Source organism: Microbulbifer guangxiensis (assembly GCF_021729075.1).
Classification (GTDB): domain Bacteria; phylum Pseudomonadota; class Gammaproteobacteria; order Pseudomonadales; family Cellvibrionaceae; genus Microbulbifer; species Microbulbifer guangxiensis.
The window spans coordinates 260859-280123 of the sequence record NZ_JAJSAQ010000005.1 but is presented as its reverse complement, the minus strand read 5'-3'; the positions used below and the strand labels follow the sequence as shown (position 1 = coordinate 280123).

General features: G+C 64.1%; 14 protein-coding genes. 4 read left to right on the top strand and 10 right to left on the bottom strand.

From position 1 onward, the window contains the following. Positions 1–42: 42 nt before the first annotated feature. Both LVD12_RS13110 and LVD12_RS13105 read right to left on the bottom strand, forming a co-directional pair. Positions 43–441 carry a DoxX family protein gene (locus LVD12_RS13110; protein ID WP_237068176.1) on the bottom strand — a complete coding sequence of 133 codons (399 nt, stop codon included), beginning with the start codon at positions 439–441 and terminating at the stop codon, positions 43–45. 108 nt (positions 442–549) lie between these two features. Beyond that, a complete protein-coding gene (locus LVD12_RS13105) occupies positions 550–1437 on the bottom strand; it encodes a LysR family transcriptional regulator (RefSeq protein WP_255771910.1) in 888 nt (295 codons plus the stop codon). A gap of 151 nt (positions 1438–1588) precedes the next feature. Between LVD12_RS13105 and LVD12_RS13100 the strand changes: the two genes are divergently transcribed. The 3 genes from LVD12_RS13100 to LVD12_RS13090 all read left to right on the top strand — a co-directional run bounded on the left by LVD12_RS13100 (position 1589) and on the right by LVD12_RS13090 (position 5766). Continuing rightward, positions 1589–2458, top strand: coding sequence for a pirin family protein (locus LVD12_RS13100; RefSeq protein WP_237068174.1), 870 nt, complete (start codon positions 1589–1591; stop codon positions 2456–2458). A 113-nt stretch (positions 2459–2571) separates the two neighbouring features. Next, positions 2572–3867: a cation:proton antiporter gene (locus LVD12_RS13095; RefSeq protein WP_237068173.1), complete on the top strand. Its 1296-nt coding sequence runs from the start codon at positions 2572–2574 to the stop codon at positions 3865–3867. A 39-nt stretch (positions 3868–3906) separates the two neighbouring features. Beyond that, a complete protein-coding gene (locus LVD12_RS13090; RefSeq protein WP_237068172.1) occupies positions 3907–5766 on the top strand; it encodes a monovalent cation:proton antiporter-2 (CPA2) family protein in 1860 nt (619 codons plus the stop codon). A 23-nt stretch (positions 5767–5789) separates the two neighbouring features. Here LVD12_RS13090 and LVD12_RS13085 read toward each other — a convergent pair whose 3' ends face one another. From LVD12_RS13085 to glmU, 8 genes are all read right to left on the bottom strand, one after another. Beyond that, positions 5790–6554 carry a class II aldolase/adducin family protein gene (locus LVD12_RS13085; RefSeq protein WP_439651346.1) on the bottom strand — a complete coding sequence of 255 codons (765 nt, stop codon included), beginning with the start codon at positions 6552–6554 and terminating at the stop codon, positions 5790–5792. Positions 6555–6856: 302 nt separating this feature from the next. Next, positions 6857–7720 carry an alpha/beta hydrolase gene (locus LVD12_RS13080; RefSeq protein ID WP_237068171.1) on the bottom strand — a complete coding sequence of 288 codons (864 nt, stop codon included), beginning with the start codon at positions 7718–7720 and terminating at the stop codon, positions 6857–6859. Positions 7721–7816: 96 nt separating this feature from the next. Next, on the bottom strand, positions 7817–9646 hold the full coding sequence (gene glmS / locus LVD12_RS13075; protein ID WP_237068170.1) for a glutamine--fructose-6-phosphate transaminase (isomerizing): 1830 nt from the start codon (positions 9644–9646) through the stop codon (positions 7817–7819). An 81-nt stretch (positions 9647–9727) separates the two neighbouring features. Then, on the bottom strand, positions 9728–10498 hold the full coding sequence (locus LVD12_RS13070) for a DeoR/GlpR family DNA-binding transcription regulator (protein WP_237068169.1): 771 nt from the start codon (positions 10496–10498) through the stop codon (positions 9728–9730). Positions 10499–10570: 72 nt separating this feature from the next. Then, the gene (locus tag LVD12_RS13065) at positions 10571–11755 is read right to left on the bottom strand and encodes a dihydrolipoamide acetyltransferase family protein (protein WP_237068168.1); all 1185 of its coding nucleotides are present in this window, start codon (positions 11753–11755) and stop codon (positions 10571–10573) included. Further along, on the bottom strand, positions 11752–12747 hold the full coding sequence (locus LVD12_RS13060) for an alpha-ketoacid dehydrogenase subunit beta (protein ID WP_237068167.1): 996 nt from the start codon (positions 12745–12747) through the stop codon (positions 11752–11754). Before LVD12_RS13060 ends, LVD12_RS13065 begins: the two co-directional genes overlap by 4 nt. After that, positions 12747–13859, bottom strand: coding sequence for a pyruvate dehydrogenase (acetyl-transferring) E1 component subunit alpha (gene pdhA, locus LVD12_RS13055; RefSeq protein WP_237068166.1), 1113 nt, complete (start codon positions 13857–13859; stop codon positions 12747–12749). Before pdhA ends, LVD12_RS13060 begins: the two co-directional genes overlap by 1 nt. Positions 13860–14224: 365 nt before the next feature. Beyond that, complete coding sequence (gene glmU, locus LVD12_RS13050; RefSeq protein WP_237068165.1) at positions 14225–15586, bottom strand: bifunctional UDP-N-acetylglucosamine diphosphorylase/glucosamine-1-phosphate N-acetyltransferase GlmU; 1362 nt, start codon at positions 15584–15586, stop codon at positions 14225–14227. A gap of 229 nt (positions 15587–15815) precedes the next feature. Here glmU and LVD12_RS13045 point away from each other — a divergent pair, with 229 nt between their 5' ends. Continuing rightward, the gene (locus LVD12_RS13045) at positions 15816–19178 is read left to right on the top strand and encodes an amidohydrolase family protein (protein WP_237068164.1); all 3363 of its coding nucleotides are present in this window, start codon (positions 15816–15818) and stop codon (positions 19176–19178) included. The last annotated feature ends 87 nt before the right edge of the window (positions 19179–19265 follow it).

The following is a 19265-nucleotide window of genomic DNA, read 5'->3' as shown; positions in this document are numbered from 1 at the left end:
CATCGAATTGGATTGGCGATGGCGCAGTGAACCGCGCTGCCGTTACTTGTTACGCCGCAGCCAGTGATCCACGCTCAGCTTGCCGGCACCGGCACAGGCCAGGATGAAGAAGCCGCCGGCGATGGTGACGTTTTTCATAAAGTTGATCATCTGCGCCTGGTCACCGGGCACGTTGTGGAACAACCAGGCGCTGGCGAGGCAGAACAGGGCGAGACCCAGAGCCGCCCAGCGGGTGAGGAAGCCGAACAGGACTGCCAGCCCCCCGCCCAGCTCGGCAATGATGACCAGAGGCAGGAGGGCACCGGGCACACCGGCGGACTCCATGTAGGCCTGGGTGCCGGCATAGCCGACGATCTTGCTCCAGCCGGCGCTGATGAACATCAGGGACATCAGCACACGGCCAAGCAGTTGGGTGAGATCACACAGGATGCCGCTGTTCATGGATTTTTCCTCGCTGTCAGCGCCTATCGAAAGCTGCCAACAGTGTAGTTCCACAAACCGCGGTGAAAACCGCAAAGTTTCGTGCCTACTGTTCGAATTATTGAAACATCATTCCGGCATATGCAGGCCGGAGCGCAACACATCGATGAGGAAATGGGCCGCGGGACCGGTCTTGTCGCTGTCCGAGTAGACCAGGTAAACGGTCACATTGCGCTCCCAGGCCTCCTCGGTCGGCAGAGGCAGCAGGCGGTCCGCGGACAGGGATTCGCGGATGCGCGTCTCCGGTAACCAGGCGAAGCCGAGGCCGCGCTCGATCAGTTCGATCGAGGTCTGCACATTGGTGACGGTGATGCGCTGGTCGGAACCGAGCCAACCGGAGTCCTGCCGGTTGCGGCTGGCGGAGTCGCGCAGCACGATCTGGCGGCTGGCTTTCAGGTCCTTGCGCGCCACCGGCCGCCCGAGTCGGTGCAACGGGTGGTCCGGGTGGGCTACGGGCAGGAACCGCACCACGGAGACCGGTTCGCCGACAAAGCCCTGGGGCACCCGCGCCGACAGAATGAAATCCGCCTCCTGCTGCAGCAGCAGCTCCTCGGCACCGGACAAGACGGTCTCGCGCACCTCGAGCCGGGTATGGGGGAACTCGTCGGCAAAGCGCTCGATGGCATTGAACAGGCAGTCGTAGTCGAAGATGACATCCACGGCGATGGTGAGCGCCGCCTCCCGGCCCACCGCCAGGCTCGAGGCAACGGCCTCCAGCGCCTCGGCCTCATTGAGCAGCCCACCGGCCCGCGACAGCAGGATGCGGCCCGCGTCCGTCAGTTCCGCCTTGCGTCCGCGCACCTCCAGCAGGGGAATACCCAGGCTCTCCTGCAGCTTGTGCACGGCGTGGTTGATGGAGGACTGGCTCTTGTGCACCGCCTGTGCAGCCTGGGAAAAGCCGCCGTGCTCGACGACGGACTGGAACATTCGCCATTGCTCTAAGGTGACCTTGGGCATTTGAGCTCCCTGCTCTTGAGAGGCGGGCCGGCAGCAGTCACCGCGACCCGGTTATTTTCCGATGCAGTCGAACATATAGGGCGATTTTTTGCCATTTTCAATCGAATCCATCGTTTTATACTCACAAAAATTCCATCGGGGAGGTGTAACCATGAACAAACTCTCACTTCAGCCGGGTGCGCGGCCGCTGGTGCGGGCGCTGGCCAGCCAGGCCTCCGCCGACGGTGCCGGGGTCAAAATCCAGCGGGTGGCGGGCTTCCAGAGCCCGGATTTCAGCCCGTTCCTGATGCTGGACGAAATCCGCTCCGACAATGCCGACGACTATATCGCCGGCTTCCCGCCGCATCCGCACCGGGGCATCGAGACACTGACCTATATGCTGAACGGCGAGTTCGAGCATCAGGACCATCTCGGCAACCGCGGCGCCGTCTCCACCGGCGGTGCCCAGTGGATGCGCGCCGGCCGCGGCATCATCCACTCGGAGATGCCGGCCCAGGGCGAGGGCGGCATGCACGGTTTCCAGTTGTGGATCAATATGGCCGCTGCCAACAAGATGGATGCGCCCACTTGGCGCGATATCCAGGGTGGGGACATCCCCGAGGTCGCGCTGGACAGCAGCGGTTCGGTGGCACGCCTGATCGCCGGCCAGTGGCAGATCGGCGGTGAGAGCCACGAGGCGCCGCTGATGGAAACCGCGGCCGAAGCCGCCGTGGCCGACCTGCGCCTGCAGCCGGACTCGGAGGTGACCCTGCCACTGCCCACAGGGCACTCGGTACTGGTCTTCATCTACCGGGGCGGGCTGGTCTCCGAGCGCGGGCCCGTCGGCCGGGGCAACATGCTGTTGTATGGCAGCGGGGAGTCGCTACAATTGCGCGCCGATGGTGAGGAGGCCGGTCTCCTGTGCCTGCACGGGCGTCCACTCAAGGAGCCAGTGGTGCATTACGGGCCCTTCGTGATGAACAGCCGCGAGGAAATCGAGCAGACACTGCGCGACTACAATAACGGCACCCTCGCCACCTGACCGGCCGCGGTTTCCCGCGGCGACACGCAACCGGCGCAGTGATTGCGCCGGCACCCTGCCGCGACCGCGCCCGGTGGCCGCAGTAACCTCCCGGCAATGGAGTCGCGCGCGACATGGAAGCCTATTACACGTTCTGTTTTCTCGCCGCTGTTTCGGTGTTCCTGGGCTTCCTCAACCAGTATGTGCTGCGCGCACAAACCACGATTGCCATCACTGCCGGTGCTCTGGCGCTGTCGCTGCTGGTCACGGGCCTGGGCAAGGTCGGGATTCTCGAACTGCGCGACTGGGCCGATCAGCTGCTGCCGCTGCTCAACCTGGAGGACCTGCTGCTGAAGGGCATGCTGGGCTTCCTGCTGTTTGCCGGCAGCCTGCACATCGACCTGCTGATGCTGCGCAACCAGCGGCTGGAGATCGGGCTGCTGGCGGTGGTGGGGACGCTGATCTCCACCTTCGTGGTGGGCGCGCTGCTGTATGGCTTCCTGCAGCTGCTCGGCCTGCCGGTGGCATTTGTCTATTGCCTGCTGTTCGGCGCGCTGATTTCCCCCACCGACCCCATCGCGGTACTGGCGATCCTGAAAAGCCTGAAGGCACCCGAACAGGTAGCCATCCAGGTGGAAGGGGAGTCCCTGTTCAATGATGGCTTCGGCCTGGTGGTGTTCACGGTCATCTACGCCCTGGCGTTCGAGGGCGCGGAACCCTCGGCACCCGCCGTGGCCGAACTGTTCGCTATCGAAGCCGTTGGCGGCGTGGTGCTGGGCCTGCTGATCGGCGGGCTGTTTCATTACCTGATCTGTGCCACCAACGACCACAGCCTGGAACTGCTGCTGACGCTGGTGATTCCCACCGCCGGCTTTGCCCTGGCCAATATCCTCGGTGTGTCGGGAGCCCTGGCCATGGTGGTCAGCGGCATCATCATCGGCAACTTCACCCGCGAAGAGGGCTTCTCCCGCGTGAGCCAGCACGAGCTGGACAACTTCTGGAGCATTACCGAGGACTTCCTCAACGGGCTGCTGTTCCTGCTGGTGGGGCTGTTCCTGATCACCATCGACTTCAACGCCATCGATTACATCCTCATGGCTGCGGCCATCGTGATCGTGCTGATGGGACGGGTGACCGCCGTGGGTGTACCCTTCCTCTACCTGAAGCGCCGGCGCCGCTACCACCCCTACAGCGAGCGCATCCTCATCTGGGGCGGGCTGCGCGGCGGCCTGGCTCTGGCGCTGGCCATGTCGATCCCCGCCGGCCATATCGCGATCGGCGACCAGGACCTGCGCCACCTGTGGGTGGTGATGACCTACGGCGTGGTAGTCTTCTCCATCGTCGTGCAGGGCTCGACCATCGCGCCGCTGATCCGGCGCAGCCGCGCCGTGGCCGAACCCGAAACCACCGGCGCCGAAGCCGCGGGCTGACACCGCGGCTGCCAACGATAACGATCCGATCAAAGACGCATGGAACACAGCAGCTTTCTTTTTCAGGCAGTCATTTACCTGGCCGCCGCCGTCATTGCCGTACCGCTGGCCACCCGACTCGGCCTTGGCTCGGTACTCGGCTACCTGATTGCCGGTGTCGCCATCGGGCCCCACGCCCTCGGCCTGGTGGGCGATGCCACCGAGGAAATGCACGTGGCCGAATTCGGCGTGGCATTGATGCTTTTCCTGATCGGCCTGGAACTGCAGCCACGCAAGCTGTGGCGGATGCGCGGGGCGATTTTCGGTACTGGCGGCGCGCAGCTGTTGCTGACGGCGGCCGCCATCGCCGCCGTGGCACTGCTGATTTATGAGAAAAGCTGGCGTCCGGCGGTGGCCATCGGCCTGATTCTGGGGCTGTCCTCCACGGCGATTGTCCTGCAATCCCTGAGCGAAAAGGGTTTGCTGCGCACTGAGGGCGGCCGCAGTGCCTTCTCGGTGCTGCTGTTCCAGGATATTGCCGTCATCCCCATCCTGGCCCTGCTGCCACTGCTGGCCGGCAATATGCCGGACATCGAGGCCGGCGGGCTCAGTGGCTGGCCCTATGCGCTGGCCGTGATCGGTACCATGGTCGCGTTCGTGCTGGCGGGTCGCTATCTGCTGGGGCCACTGTTGCGCCTGGTGGCCGGCAGCCAGTTGCGGGAGATGTTCACGGTCACTTCCCTGCTGATCGTGGTGAGCGCCGCCGCAGTGATGATCTGGCTCGACCTGTCTCCGGCACTGGGTACATTCATGGCCGGGGTGATCCTGGCGGAAAGCGAATTCCGCCACGAGCTGGAAGCGGACATCCAGCCGTTCAAGGGACTGCTGCTGGGCCTGTTCTTCATCGCCGTGGGCGCGAGCGTCAACTTCAACCTGATTGCCCAGTACCCGCTGTTGCTGCTCGCACTGACGTTACTGCTGGTGGTGGTGAAGTTCGCGGTGCTGTTTACCCTGGCCCGCCTCACGCGTATGTCGAAAGGGGAGGACTGGCTGTTCGCGCTATCCCTGGCCCAGGCGGGGGAATTCGGTTTCGTGCTGATTTCCTTCGCGGCGCAGCGGCAGGTGCTGGAGAGCACCACCGCCAACCTGCTGGTGGTGGTGATTGCCCTGTCCATGGCGCTGACCCCGATCCTGTTATTGATCTACGAGCAGTTCGTGCAGCCCCGCTACCTGCACGGTGGCAGTGCAGACCGGGAACTTGACGAGGCACCGCCTGAAGACCACGGTTCGCCGGTGATCATCATCGGTTACGGCCGTTTCGGCCAGATCGCCGGCCGCCTGCTGAATGCCTGCGGCTTCGAGACCACACTGCTGGAGCGCAACGCGGAACAGCTTGACCTGGTACGGCGCTATGGGATCAAGGCCTACTACGGCGATGCGTCCAGAGAGGACCTGCTGCACGCCGCCGGGGCCGACAATGCCAAGCTGGTGATCCTCACCCTGAGCGACCAGGCCGCCTCACTGGAGATCGTGGCGCAGATCCGCAAGCATTTCCCGCATCTGGTGATTCTGGCCCGGGCCCGCAACCGCATGCATCAGTATGCCCTGATGGAGGCGGGGGTGAAGTACATCTTCCGCGAGACCGTGGATTCCGCCCTGTCGATCGGCGAGACAGCGCTGCGCCTGCTCGGGCTGTCAACGCTGCAGGCCCGCCGCGCGACACGCAAGTTCAAGCAGCACGACCAGCGCATGCTGGAGTCTCTGTTCCCCTACTGGCGGGACGAGTCACAGCACATTGCACAGACCAAGATCTATCGCGAACAGCTACTGCAGGCCCTCAAGGAGGATCGCCGGGACAAGGATCTGCACCTGGACCACCACTGGGACCAGGGCGAGTCGAAGAGCAAGCCGGGTATGTAACCGGTCGCCCGCGGGCGGCCCATTCAGTCGAACATATCAGGCTGTTCGGCGCAGATGGTGTCGTATAGCGGCTGGAAGCTGAATATGCCCGCCAGTTCCGTGCCCACCACCGCGCGGGTGCGGATCGCCACTTCCGGCTCGATCAGCTTTGGTGTGCCAGCGGCCTCAGCCAGTAGCTGCGCCTGACAGCTGCGCTCCATGGTGATGTACCACCAGGCCGCCTCTTCCACGCTCCTGCCCACAGTCAGCAGTCCGTGGTTCTGCAGGATCAGTGCTTTCTTCTGACCCAGCGCCCTTACCAGCGCCTCACCCTCGCCCATTTCCAGCACCACACCGGAAAACGTTTCCAGCAGGGCATGATCATCGTAGAAAGCGCAGGCATCCTGGGTGATCGGGTCCAGCAGTCGGCCCAGCGACGACCAGGCCTTGCCATACAGCGAATGCGCATGGGCCGCGGCCACCACATCCGGGCGCATACGGTGAATCTGCGAATGGATCGTGAAGGCGGCGCCGTTGAGGAAGCCATCGCCCTCGACCACTTCGCCGGCGTGGTTGACCAGCAGCAGCTGTGACTGGCGTATCTGCTTGAAGGAAACCCCCATGGGGTTGACCCAGAAGTGGTCTTCCTCCACCGGGTCGCGCACGGTAATGTGCCCGGCCACCCCCTCATCGAAGCCGAATTTTCCGAACAGGCGGAAGGCGGCGGCGAGTTTGCGCTTGCGCTCCTCGCGCACGGCTTCTGGTGGCAGGGAAGGCTCCCCCAGCAGCATGCCGACGTCACCATTCATCACCGGCACGTTGGATTCGGAAGACACCGCTGGTTTGTTATCGGTTTTCACTTCTGCAGTCGTCATACCCCGGCCTCATTAGATGGTTTGCCGAGCGGAGGTTATAGCATGACAATTTTATTGACGGCGACAGGATGTGGAGGGATGGCGCAAAAAATAACACCACGCCTGCCCCGGGGCACTGATTTCCAGCCAGAGAAGAAGGAGGGAAGGGAGGAGAAAAGGCTGGGGGATTGTCAGGTGAAATTCCCCAGGCCCTACTCACTCACTATCGACCAGGGTAGTCACCGCGAACCAATGGTTTATTCTCGGGCGTGCTTCTCGAAGAATGTCAGCATATCCCGCTCGACCGGGGCTGCATCTCCCAGAATCCAGCTGAGCGCGCCGATGATATCGATATGATCGACGCCGTCGTAGATCCTCGCCTCAACAATGCCGCCGGTGGACTCAATCTTGTCACGCAGGCGATTGAGGTTGCGTTGAATCACTTGCTCGTCGTCGGCGCCGTGGAGTAACAACATCGGCGGCTGGCGGCCGTCGACAAAAGTCGGCACCTGCATATTGGGATAATTAGCAGGTGGGCCAAAAATGTCTTTCAGGTCCTCTGCCTCGGGAATGAAGTCATAGGGGCCGGCAAGTCCGGCAAAGGCGGTGATGATCGCGGTCGTCTTGTCTTCGGCCTGCAGGTATTGCGAATTGACGGCGATCAGCGCCCCCATATGCGCACCGGACGAGTGACCCGACAGATAGAACCGCGCGCTATCGCCGCCGTATTCAGCGATATGGTCATAGGTCCATGCGACTGCTTTGGCTCCATCCTCTACAAAGTCCGGAAACTTTACCTGTGGGTATTGGGCATAATCCGGCAGAACCACCACATAACCGGCGTCAGAAAATGTTTTTGCGACAAACGCATACTGCGCTTTGTTGCCGAAACTCCAACGCCCACCATAGAAAAAAACCAGCACCGGGGCCGGCGCATCGGCTTTTTCGGGCAGGTAGATATCCAGCTTTTGCCAGGGCTCTGGGCCATAACTGATATCCCGGTGGATTTCCCGATCACCGAATGTCACCGGCAGGTTGGCCAGAAAAAAGGCACTGGATGAACACGCCGACGTAAAAATCGCTGCCAGCCCAGTCAGCAGGGCGAGGATAAGCCTCGGCATCAGTGCTTCTTTTCCCTTTCAAGGTTTCGGCAAAGATAGCCAGGAGCCCCGCAACAATCCCTGCGGCGCCGGGGCCATCGGTGATCCGTCGAGACGTTACTCCACTGTGACGGACTTGGCCAGGTTGCGCGGCTGATCCACGTCGGTGCCCTTGAGCAGGGCCACGTGGTAGGACAGCAGCTGCAGCGGCACGGTATACAGAATCGGCTGCAGGCTCTCGGGGGCATCCGGTACCTCCACCACGGTAATGCCCGGTTCGCTGGTAAAGCCCGCCTGCGGGCTGGCGAACACGAACAGCTCACCACCGCGGGCCCGCACTTCCTGCAGGTTCGACTTCAGCTTCTCCAGCAGTTCGTCGTTCGGAGCCACCACCACGACCGGCATGTCCGCATCTACCAGTGCCAGCGGGCCGTGCTTCAGCTCGCCCGCCGGGTAGGCCTCGGCATGGATGTAGGAGATCTCCTTCAGCTTGAGGGCACCCTCCAGGGCGATGGGGTATTCGACCCCCCGGCCCAGGAACAGCGCGTGGTGCTTCTCGGCAAAGGCCTCGCTGGTGTCCTGCACCGTCTTGTCGAGCCCGGTGAAAGCCTCCATCAATTCCGGCAGCTGGTGCAGGGCCCGCACCAGTTCTGCCTCGCGCTCTTTGGGCAGACCATTGACCCTGGCCAGGGCAATACAGAAAAGCTGCAGCGCCACCAGCTGGGTGGTGAAGGCCTTGGTGGAGGCGACGCCAATTTCCGGACCGGCCTCGGTCATCAGCGACAGCTCAGATTCCCGCACCAGTGAGCTGTTCGGCACGTTGCAGATGGTCATGGAGGCCAGGTAGCCCAGCTCCTTGGCCTGGCGCAGTGCCGCCAGGGTGTCGGCGGTCTCACCGGACTGGGAAATGGTCACGAACAGGGTGCCCGGGCGCACCGCGGTTTTGCGGTAGCGGATCTCGCTGGCCACCTCGACGGAGCAGGGAATACCGGCCCAGTCCTCCAGCCAGTAGCGGGCCACCAGACCGGCGTGGTAACTGGTACCGCAGGCAACGATCTGCACCTGCTTGACCTCCGGCAGGATCTCATTGGCGCGGGCGCCCAGCGCTTCCGGCAGCACGGTCTCGTTGCCGATACGACCCGCCATGGTGGCGGCAACCACCGCCGGCTGCTCGAAAATTTCCTTCTGCATATAGTGGCGATAACGGCCCTTGTCGGCAGCATCGTGGCCGCCATCCAGCTTGTGCACCGGGCGGCTGACCTCCTCACCGGTCTTGTCGCGCACGGCAATGCCGGCCGCGGTGACTTCCGCCACGTCACCCTCCTCGAGGAAAACGAAACGGTCGGTGACCTGGCGCAGGGCCATGGGGTCGGAGGCAATGAAGTTTTCCTCGATACCCACGCCAATCACCAGCGGACTGCCGGAGCGGGCGCAGACCAGGTTGCCCGGTTCGCGGGCACTGATGACCCCCAGCGCGTAGGCCCCGTGAAGGCGCTCGGTGGCGGCAGTGACCGCCGCCAGCAGGTCGCGCCCCTCATCCGCCAGCGAGTGGATCAGGTGCACGATCACCTCGGTATCGGTATCGGACAGGAACTGGTAACCGCGGGCTTTCAGCTCCTCACGCAGGCTCTGGTGGTTCTCGATGATGCCGTTGTGGACCAGGGCGAAGTCCCCGGACACATGCGGGTGGGAGTTTCTGTCGGAGGGCGCGCCGTGGGTGGCCCAACGGGTGTGGGCAATACCCAGGCGACCGTTCGCAGGCGCGGCATCGAGGCGCGCCTCCAGGTCAGCGACCTTGCCCTCACTCTTGCGCAGCTGCAGCTGGCCATCGCTGTCCAGCAGACACACACCGGCGGAGTCATACCCCCGGTACTCCAGGCGCCGCAGTCCCTCCAGCAGGATTTCCGTGACGTTGCGCTGGGCCAGCGCGCCGACGATTCCGCACATATTCAAAACCTCTTCACGTTCGGGCCGCCTCCAGGCTGCCCCTTCAAGAAAAATTGCGACTCTTGCCTGCCAATGCCTGCGCTAGGCGTAAGTACTCACTTCGGCACAAATCAGGTGGACCCCGAGGGCTTCGATGGCAGCCGCCGTGGCATCGTCCAGGCCGGCATCGGTGACCAGGGTGGAGACGCTCTCCCAGGGCAGCTCCAGGTTGGGGATACGCCGCCCCACCTTGCTGGACTCCGCCAGCACCACCACCTCGCGGGCCACTTCCGCCATCACCCGGGACAGGCCGATCTGCTCGTTGAAAGTGCAGGTGCCACGGTCCAGGTCGATACCATCGGCGCCGATAAAGGCGCGGTCGAAGTCGTAGCCGCGCAGTACCTGTTCCGCCACCCGCCCCTGGAAGGCCTCGAAATGAGGATCCCAGGTACCGCCTGTCATGAGCAGGGTGGGTTCGTTCTCCAGCTCCCGCAGGGCATTGGCCACGTGCAGGGAATTGGTCATCACCACCAGGCCGCGCTTGTGGTTCAGCTCCGGGATCATGGCGGCAGTGGTGCGGCCGTAGTCGATCACGATGCGGTGGTGGTCCGGGATCAGCGCGGCTGCGGCGCGGCCGATGGCCCGCTTCACTTCCGACGGTGCCTCTTCCACCACCAGCTCCCGCGGCACGGGGATGGCGCCACCGTGGCGGCGCAGCAGCAGGCCATGGTTCTCCATGGCGGTCAGGTCCTTGCGAATCGTAACCTCGGAGGTTTCGAATCGGCGCGCCAGATCCTCGACACTGGCTTCACCATTTTCCGTGAGGACCGCGAGAATCTGGTGACGGCGCTGCTGGGTGTTGCGTTTCGACATATTATGATCATGTTTCGTTTCGAAACTTAAATATAGCAAAGCGAAACCCCTGCGCCCACCCCGAAAGTCCCTTCATTGCGCCAGGGCCGTACCCAGCGCGGCGAGAAAGCGCGCCAGTTCGCCACCGGTCACGGCGCGGTGGTCGGCACTCACCGACAATGGCAGCAGCGGCCTCACGGCGGGCTCCCCATCCACGGGAACCACCGACTCGACGGTGCGCCCCGCACCGACGATCGCCACGGTGGGTGGCATGACCACCGGGGTGGCGAAGCGCCCGGCCAGCGCGCCAAAGTTGGAGAGCAGGATGGTGGCGCCCTGCAGATCCTCGCGGTTGATGCCAGTCTCCCGCGCCTGGCGCTTGTAAGTGTCGATCTGCTGCAGCAATTTTTCGTCCGTGGATGCGCCCACATCCCTGAGCACCGGCACAAACAGGCCGCGCGGAGAATCCACCGCCAGGCCGATATTTACCGCCGATGCCGGCGTCAGCTGCTCGTTTTGATACAGGGCATTCAGGTTGGGCTCCGCGCGGCAAGCAGCCTCGATCGCACGGATCAGGCGTAGGGTGGCGGCCTCACTGCCCCACCAGCGGTGCACGTCCACCTCATCGAACAGCGTCATGGGCGCGACCTGGTCCCGGGCCCGACTCATGGCCAGCGCCATGGCGCGCCGTGCCGGTGAAGCGGTGCCCGCCCCGGGCGCAGTCCCGGGCCGGGCAGGGCCTTCGCGACGCCCGCCGGCCTTGCCGGCAGCCGCGCGCACCTCCTCTGCCGTAAATCGCTCCCCAGCCGGAGTCAGCTGCGCCAGATCCACACGCAGCAGGCGCGCCAGTGCCCGCACCGCCGGCGTCGCGCGCCTTGCCGCTAGCGGCTGTGGTGCCAGCTCCGCACCGAGTCTGCCGCCGCCGGCCTGGATCCTGCCCACCACCGTGCCGGCATCGGCCGACTCCGGAGCCTTTGCGCTGCTCCCGGTCCGCTCAGTCTGCTCTATCCGCTCGGTGGCCGGCCCGGATTCGCGGGCGGCGCTGTCATCGGTAAAGCCCACCAGCGGCTGGCCCACATCCACGGTTTCATCCTCGGCGGCGAACAGTTTCTCGATACGCCCGCCCCAGGGCGCCGGCACCTCCACCAGGGCCTTGGCGGTCTCCACCGTGACCAGCGGCTCGTGGGCGGCGATACTGTCGCCCTCCGCCACATGCCACTCCCGGATCACCGCATCCGGCAGGCCCTCGCCCAGGTCGGGCAGCTTGAAGATCTTCACCGGCCACCTCCCGGCGGGTAGTCGAGGGTGCTGCGCACCGCGGTGAGGATTCGCCCGGTGTCCGGAAGATACTCGTCCTCCAGCCGGTAGTAAGGCATCACCGTGTCGTAACCCGTGACCCTTTGCACCGGTGCCTTCAACAGGTCGAAGGCATATTCGTTGATCTGGGCGATGATCTCGGCCCCGAGGCCGGCAAACCGCGCCGCCTCGTGGACCACCACGCAGCGGCCCGTCTTTTCCAGCGAGTCGATGATGCTGTGGATATCGAGGGGCTTGAGGGTGGCGGGGTCGATCACTTCCGCCTCGATGCCCTCTTCGGCCAGCGTCTCTGCCACCTGCAGGGTTTCCTTCAGTGCCGCGCCCCAGGCCACCAGGGTGATATCACTGCCCTCGCGCAGGCGGAAGCAGCGGTCCAGGGGCAGGGCCTCGCCATTGTCCGGCACCTCCTGGCGCACCGCGCGATAGATACGTTTGGGCTCCAGGAACACCACCGGGTCCGGATCGCGGATTGCCGCTAGCAGCAGGCCGTAGGCCCGCGCCGGCGAGGAGGGCACCACCACCCGCAGGCCGGGGATATGGGCAAAGATGGCCTCGGTACTCTCGGAGTGGTGTTCCGGCGCATGGATACCGCCGCCATAGGGTGCCCGGTAAACCACCGGGCAGGAGAGGCGCCCGCGGGTGCGGTTGCGGTAGCGGGCGGCGTGACTGAGGATGTGGTCGAGACCGGGGTAAATGAAACCCATGAACTGGAATTCCGCCACCGGCCGCAGTCCCTGCACAGCCATCCCCACGGCGATACCGGCGATCATGTTTTCCGCCAGCGGCGTGTCCCGCACCCGCTCGGCGCCGAAACGCTTCTGCAGGCCATCGGTAGCCCGGAACACGCCGCCGTTGGCACCGATATCCTGGCCGAACAGGATGACCCGCGGATCCGCACCCAGTTCATGGGCCAGGGCCTGATTCACGGCTTCGACGAGGGTAATTTCCGCCATCAGCCGCTCTCCTGCCCAGCGCTGTCGCGCGCCTGCAGCTCCTGGTATTGCTCCAGCAATGCCTCCGGCAGGCGCGCGTAGAGGTGGTCGAACATGGCCGTCGGCGGGGCCGGAGACTTCGACCGGTAGGCCTGCAGCGAGCGCTCCATGACCTCGGCCTGCTCCCGCTGCATCTCGCTCTCGGCACCGTCATCCCAGTACCCCTGATCCCGCAGGTAACTGCCCAGCCGCTCCATGGGTTCCCGCGCCCGCGCCTGTTCCAGTTCCTCCGGCGGACAGTAACGGCTGGCGTCGTCGGCGGTGGTGTGGTCGCACAGACGGTAGGTCAGCGCCTCGATCAGGGCCGGTCCCTCACCGTTGCGGGCCCGCTCCACGGCATCGGCCACGGCAGTGCGCACGGCGATGACGTCATTGCCATCCACCTGCAGCCCCTGGATACCGGCCGCAATGGCTTTCTGGGCGATGGTTCTGGACGCGGTCTGGGCGCCGCGGCTGACGGAGATGGCCCACTGATTGTTGTTGATGACAAACACCACCGGCAGCTTCCACACACCGGCCAGATTCAGGGCCTCGTAGAAGTCGCCTTTGGAGGTGGCGCCGTCCCCGGCGCAGGTCACAGCGACACGGGCCGGTTCATTCATCTGCTGCTGGCGGTACTGGAGCGCGAAAGCGACCCCGGCCGCGTGCAGGAGCTGGGTGGCAATAGGCACGCACAGCGGCAGGTCTTGCGGGGCATGCTGGTAATTCTGGCCGCGCTCATCGCCGCCCCAGATCGCGAGGATCTCCTCGATTTCCACACCGCGCTCCAGCAGGGCGCCGGTCTCACGGTAGTAGGGACAGTAGACGTCTTCCGTGGCCATAGCTGAACCGACAGCGACGCCGATGGCCTCCTGGCCCAGGCTGGAGGGATAGGTGCCGAGCTGGCCGGTGCGCTGCAACTGCACCGCGCGCTGATCCACCAGCCGCGCAAGATTCATCTGCCGGTACAGGGACTGGAGCAGGTCCGGGGTGGCGGAATCGGGCAGCGCCTGGCTGGCCTGACCACGCTCGTCCAGGTACTGGAGGTGATTAATGTCAAATGAAGCAACCGGGTGCAGTCGCGGCTTGTGCATCGGGCTTTTCCTTATGATCCCGAAGCGCAAGTGTAGATGGAGGGAGCGGAACAGCCCCGCAGGCGGAGAGGGGATTGCCGCCGCAATCGTGGCAGTACGCGGCAAATGAAGGAAAGGCTCTAGCTCGGGTGCGGTCAGTCCGGCGGCAAATATTTAACGATCAGTTTTTTTGCCGGCGGGCTGACCGCACCCGAGCCCCTCCCAAACCAATGATGAGAGGCAACCGAAGCGGATTGAAATATTGGGGGCAGGCCCAGTCACAGGTGGTGTTCCGGCAAAAAACCTGATCGGTAAATATTTGCCGGAACACCACCTGTGACTGGGCCCGTCTGACTTTAGTAAGTGATGGCCTTCTCTGGCGCCGTTTATGATTTCTTGGTTGGGCGCTGCCAGCCGCTGATATTGCGCTGCTTGCCCCGCGCCACCGCCAGCTCCTCACTGCCCACTTCGCGGGTGATGGTGGAACCGGCACCCACGGTCGCACCGGCACCGACGGAGACCGGCGCCACCAGCGCAGTATTGGAGCCAATAAAGGCGCCGTCGCCGATTTCGGTGGTGGACTTGTTCACGCCGTCGTAGTTACAGGTGATGGTGCCCGCACCGATATTGACACCTTCACCAACCAGGGCATCACCCACGTAGGAGAGGTGGTTCACTTTGGAGCCGCGGCCAATTTTCGCTTTCTTGGTCTCGACGAAATTACCGATCTTGGCCCCGTCGGCCAGCTGGGTGCCGGGACGCAGGCGGGCGTAGGGCCCGATGGTGCAGGACTGACCCACCTCGGCATCCTCGATGATGGAGTTGGCCTCCACCCGGGTGCCATCGGCGAGCCGGCAGTTCTTCAGCAGGCAGTTGGGCCCGATCTGCACCCCCTTGCCGAGATTGACCTCGCCCTCGAAGACACAGTTGATATCGATGGAGACATCGCTGTCACACTGCAGGCTGCCGCGGATATCGATGCGCTGCGGGTCCAGCAGGGTGACACCGGCATTCATCAGTGCCAGTGCGCGGCTGTGCTGCAGGGCGCGCTCCATCTGCGCCTGCTGCACGCGGCTGTTGACCCCTGCCACCTCCAGCGGATCACTGGCGCGCACGCCGGTCACCGCAATCTCCTCGCTCACCGAGCGGGCGATAACTTCGGTCAGGTAATACTCGCCCTGGGCATTGTCGTTGGACAATTCCGGCAGCCAGCGGCACAGCAGATCGGCCGGGGCGGCGAGGATACCGGTGTTCACCTCGCGGATGGCGAGGGTATCGGCGTCAGCGTCCTTTTCCTCGACGATCGCCTGCACCCGCCCGGCATCGTCGCGCACGATGCGGCCGTAACCGGCCGGGTTGGCCATTTCCACAGACAGCAGGGCCGGGCCCTTGTCCGAAGCGCTGAGCAGGGACTGCAGGGTGCCGCTCTTCACCAGCGGCACATCGCCGTACAGTACCAGCACGGTGGCGCCGGCACGGAAATTCGGGATCGCCTGGGCGACGGCGTGGCCGGTGCCCAGCTGTTCGGTCTGCTCGACGAACTTCACCCCGCTGTCAGCAAAGCGCTCCCGCACCAGCTCGGCGCCGTGGCCCACCACGACGGTGATTTCCACCTCGCCCAGCTGCTTGGCGGCCTCGATGACCCGACCCAACATCGGCACGCCACCGATCGGGTGCAGCACCTTGGGCAGGTCTGAGCGCATGCGGGTGCCTTTGCCGGCGGCGAGGATCACTACATCAATGGTCATGGAGGGCCTTTCTGGGGTCGATTGCTGGAAAAAGTCGGCCATTTTGGCGGCTCGGCCCGGCCGGCTCAAGTCCGTGGCGGTTTATCCGCGCCACGGGGGTGTTGGGCGAGTTTCGTTTGCCGCCGCGGTCCGATGCCGGTAGTTTAACCGGCCTGAGGCAACCCGCCTTGTTTCCCTGATGACCATCAGCAGATCGCCCGCCCACAAGGTGGAGCGAAAGGACCAATAAATGACAACGATCAAACAGAATCGACTGCGCCAGCGCCTGCTCGGCCTCACAGCGGCGGCACTGTTCCTGCCACTCGGGGCCACAGCCGAAACCGGCACGTCCGCAACCGGCACGTCCCAAACCGTCCAGAAGCAGAGCGATGCAGGAGAGGCCGAAGCCTGGAACGTGAACCAGCCCCCCTACGCATTCAAGCCGATCGCACTGGATACCCGCGAGACCACCTGGAGCAACCTGGATATCAGCCCGGACGGCAGCACCATCCTGTTCGACATGCTCGGTGACATCTACCAGGTGCCGGTTGCCGGGGGTAAGGCACAGGCCCTGACCAACGAGCTGGCCTGGAACATGCAGCCGCGCTTCAGCCCTGACGGCAAGTCCATCGTCTTTATCAGCGACCGCGACGGCGCCGACAATATGTGGGTCATGGATCGCAACGGTAACAACCTGCGCCAGCTGACCACCGAGAAGGAAAACCTGGTGCACTCCCCCAGCTGGAGCCCCGATGGCCAGCACCTGGTTGCGCGCAAGGGCTTTATGTCCGGGCGTAGTATCCCCGCCGGTGAGATCTGGATGTACCACTACGGCGGCGGCGAGGGGCGCCAGCTGAAGGAGCGCCTCGGTGGCGAGATCGCGCAGAAGAACATCGCCGATCCGGTCTTCTCACCGGATGGCCGCTATATCTATTTCTCCATCGACACTACCCCAGGCACTGTGTGGGAGTACAACAAGAACTCCACCCAGCAGATCTTTGCCATCAACCGCTATGACCTGCAGGACGGCAAGGAAGAGACCTTCGTATCCGGACCCGGCGGCGCCATTGCGCCCATGCCCTCGCCGGACGGCAGCCAGCTGGCTTTTATCCGCCGTCAGGACAACAAGACCTCCCTGTTCCTGAAGGACCTGCAGACTGGCCTCGAGACCCCGATTTACAGCGAGCTGGAACGTGACCTGCAGGAGACCTTCGGCTCCCACGGCAACTATGTGCAGTACGACTGGATGCCCGACGGGGAATCCCTGATCGTGTGGTCCAAGGGTAGATTCCAGCGTATCGCCGCCGATGGCAGCGGTAGCGAGGAGATCGCCGCCCACATCCAGGTCGAGAAGCAGGTGGCCGATGCCGTGCGCTTCCCGGTCGACGTCGCCCCGGAAGAGTTCCAGGTGAAGATGATCCGCTGGGCACAGAAATCTCCGGATGGTCGCCAGATCGCGTTCCAGGCGCTGGGCAAGATCTATATCCAGGATGTGACCAGCGGTGAGCGCCGCCGCCTGACCCGCCAGGATGATCACTTCGAGTTCTACCCGAGCTGGTCCCGCGACGGCAAGCAGATCACCTACGTGACCTGGGACGATGAAAAGCTCGGCCACGTGCGCGTGGTGTCCGCCCGCAACGGCCGCGGTGACAACATCACCAGCCAGCCGGGCCTGTACGTCGAACCGGCGTTCTCCCCCAGTGGCGACACCATCGCCTACCGCCGCTTCACCGGCGGCTACCTGCTGAGCCCGGAGTACTCGCTGGAACCCGGTATTTATCTGGCCGATGCGGGTGGCGACTGGCAGCGTCGGCTGGTGAAGTCCGGCTACGAGCCCCATTTCGGCGCCGATGACGAGCGGATCTACTTCTCCGAGTTCGTCTACGAGGGCGGCGGCAAGCGGGTGCTGAAGAGCGTGGACGCCAACGGCAAAGATGAACGCGAGCACCTGCACGGTGCTGAAATCACCTCGTTCCGCCTGTCCCCAGACGGCCGCTGGGTGGCCTTCACCCAGGATTTCAAGGCCTTTGTGGCGCCGTTCATGCACACCGGCAAGTCCGAGTCCATCGGCCCCAATGCCAAAGCCGTGGCGGTCAAGCAGGTCTCTGCCCGCGCCGGCGAGCACCTGCATTGGTCAGCGGACAGCCGCACCCTCGGCTGGTCCCACGGGCCCAAGCTCTACGAGCAGCAGCTGAAAAACGCCTTCGAGTTTGTCGCTGGTGCGCCGGAAGCCCTGCCGGAGCCGGTTGCCGAGGGCATGGGCCTGAGCTTCATCGCGAAGCATGACAATCACGATCAGCTGATTGCCCTGACCGGCGGCAAGGTGGTCACCATGCGCGATGCCGAGACAACCCGGGAAGTGATCGACAACGGCGTGGTGCTGTTCCGCGGCAACCGTATCGTTGCCGTGGGTCCCGCCAGTGAAGTGGAGATTCCGCTTGGCGCCAAGCGTATCGATATCAGCGGCAAGACCGTGCTGCCCGGCCTCATCGACGCCCATGCCCACGGCGCCCAGGGCCGCGAGGAGATCATCCCGCAGCAGAACTGGAACCTGTTCTCCAGCCTGGCATTCGGGGTCACCACCATTCACGACCCGTCCAACGACAGCAGCGAGATCTTTTCCGCGGCAGAGATGCAGAAAGCCGGCCTTATCACCGGCCCGCGCATCTTCTCCACTGGCACCATCCTCTACGGCGCCAAGGGACCCGGCTACAAAGCCAAGATCAACTCCCTCGAGGATGCCCAGTTCCATGTGGGCCGCCTGAAGGAGATGGGTGCGATCTCGGTGAAGAGCTACAACCAGCCGCGCCGCGAGCAGCGCCAGCAGGTTCTGCAGGCCGCCCGTGAGCAGGGCATCATGGTGGTGCCGGAAGGTGGCGGCAAGTTCCAGCACAACATGAACATGATCGTCGATGGCCACACAGGCGTGGAGCACTCGCTGCCGATCGCCAACGTGTATGGCGACGTGGAGCAACTGTGGGGCCAGACTGCGGTGGGCTACACGCCGACCTTCGTCGTCGCCTACGGCGGCCTGTCCGGGGAGTACTACTGGTACGACCGCACCGAAGTGTGGAAGAACGAGCGCCTCACCACCTTCACCCCGGACTTCATCGTCAACCCGCGCAGTATCCGCCGCCCGACGGCACCGGACAGCCACTACAACCACTTCAATGTGGCCCGCCACGCCAAGCAGCTTCGGGACAAGGGTGTCACCGTACATATCGGTGCCCACGGTCAGCGCGAGGGGCTCGGTGCCCACTGGGAGCTGTGGATGATGGGGCAGGGCGGCTTCACTCCCTGGGAGGCATTCCGTGCCGGCACCATCGACGGTGCCCGCTACCTAGGCATGGATGGCGACATCGGCAGTATCGAGCCGGGCAAGCTTGCGGACCTGATTGTCGTGGATGGCAACCCGCTTGAGGACCTGCGCCAGTCCGAAAACGTCACCTATACCGTCATCAATGGTCGCGTATTCGATGCCAGCACCATGAACGAGCTGGGCAGTGAGGAGCGCCTGGCCTTCTTCCACGAGCGCCTGCCCATCAGTGCCATGCCGGCACCCACAGCCGAAGCGATCCAGGAAAAGATGGAGCGGCACCACTGGGTTCACTGATCCTCATCGACCGGTAAACCACCACGAAAACCCGCGGCTCCGGCTGCGGGTTTTCTTTTTTGTGCGGTGTGAAATTGGTCGGCAGGT

Excerpts from the sequence above, each read along its gene's own strand:
- LVD12_RS13110 (WP_237068176.1), bottom strand. The coding sequence starts at position 441 with ATGAACAGCGGCATCCTGTGTGATCTCACCCAACTGCTTGGCCGTGTG.
- LVD12_RS13105 (WP_255771910.1), bottom strand. The coding sequence starts at position 1,437 with ATGCCCAAGGTCACCTTAGAGCAATGGCGAATGTTCCAGTCCGTCGTC.
- LVD12_RS13100 (WP_237068174.1), top strand. The coding sequence starts at position 1,589 with ATGAACAAACTCTCACTTCAGCCGGGTGCGCGGCCGCTGGTGCGGGCG.
- LVD12_RS13095 (WP_237068173.1), top strand. The coding sequence starts at position 2,572 with ATGGAAGCCTATTACACGTTCTGTTTTCTCGCCGCTGTTTCGGTGTTC.
- LVD12_RS13090 (WP_237068172.1), top strand. The coding sequence starts at position 3,907 with ATGGAACACAGCAGCTTTCTTTTTCAGGCAGTCATTTACCTGGCCGCC.
- LVD12_RS13085 (WP_439651346.1), bottom strand. The coding sequence starts at position 6,554 with ATGAATGGTGACGTCGGCATGCTGCTGGGGGAGCCTTCCCTGCCACCA.
- LVD12_RS13080 (WP_237068171.1), bottom strand. The coding sequence starts at position 7,720 with ATGCCGAGGCTTATCCTCGCCCTGCTGACTGGGCTGGCAGCGATTTTT.
- glmS (WP_237068170.1), bottom strand. The coding sequence starts at position 9,646 with ATGTGCGGAATCGTCGGCGCGCTGGCCCAGCGCAACGTCACGGAAATC.
- LVD12_RS13070 (WP_237068169.1), bottom strand. The coding sequence starts at position 10,498 with ATGTCGAAACGCAACACCCAGCAGCGCCGTCACCAGATTCTCGCGGTC.
- LVD12_RS13060 (WP_237068167.1), bottom strand. The coding sequence starts at position 12,747 with ATGGCGGAAATTACCCTCGTCGAAGCCGTGAATCAGGCCCTGGCCCAT.
- pdhA (WP_237068166.1), bottom strand. The coding sequence starts at position 13,859 with ATGCACAAGCCGCGACTGCACCCGGTTGCTTCATTTGACATTAATCAC.
- glmU (WP_237068165.1), bottom strand. The coding sequence starts at position 15,586 with ATGACCATTGATGTAGTGATCCTCGCCGCCGGCAAAGGCACCCGCATG.
- LVD12_RS13045 (WP_237068164.1), top strand. The coding sequence starts at position 15,816 with ATGACAACGATCAAACAGAATCGACTGCGCCAGCGCCTGCTCGGCCTC.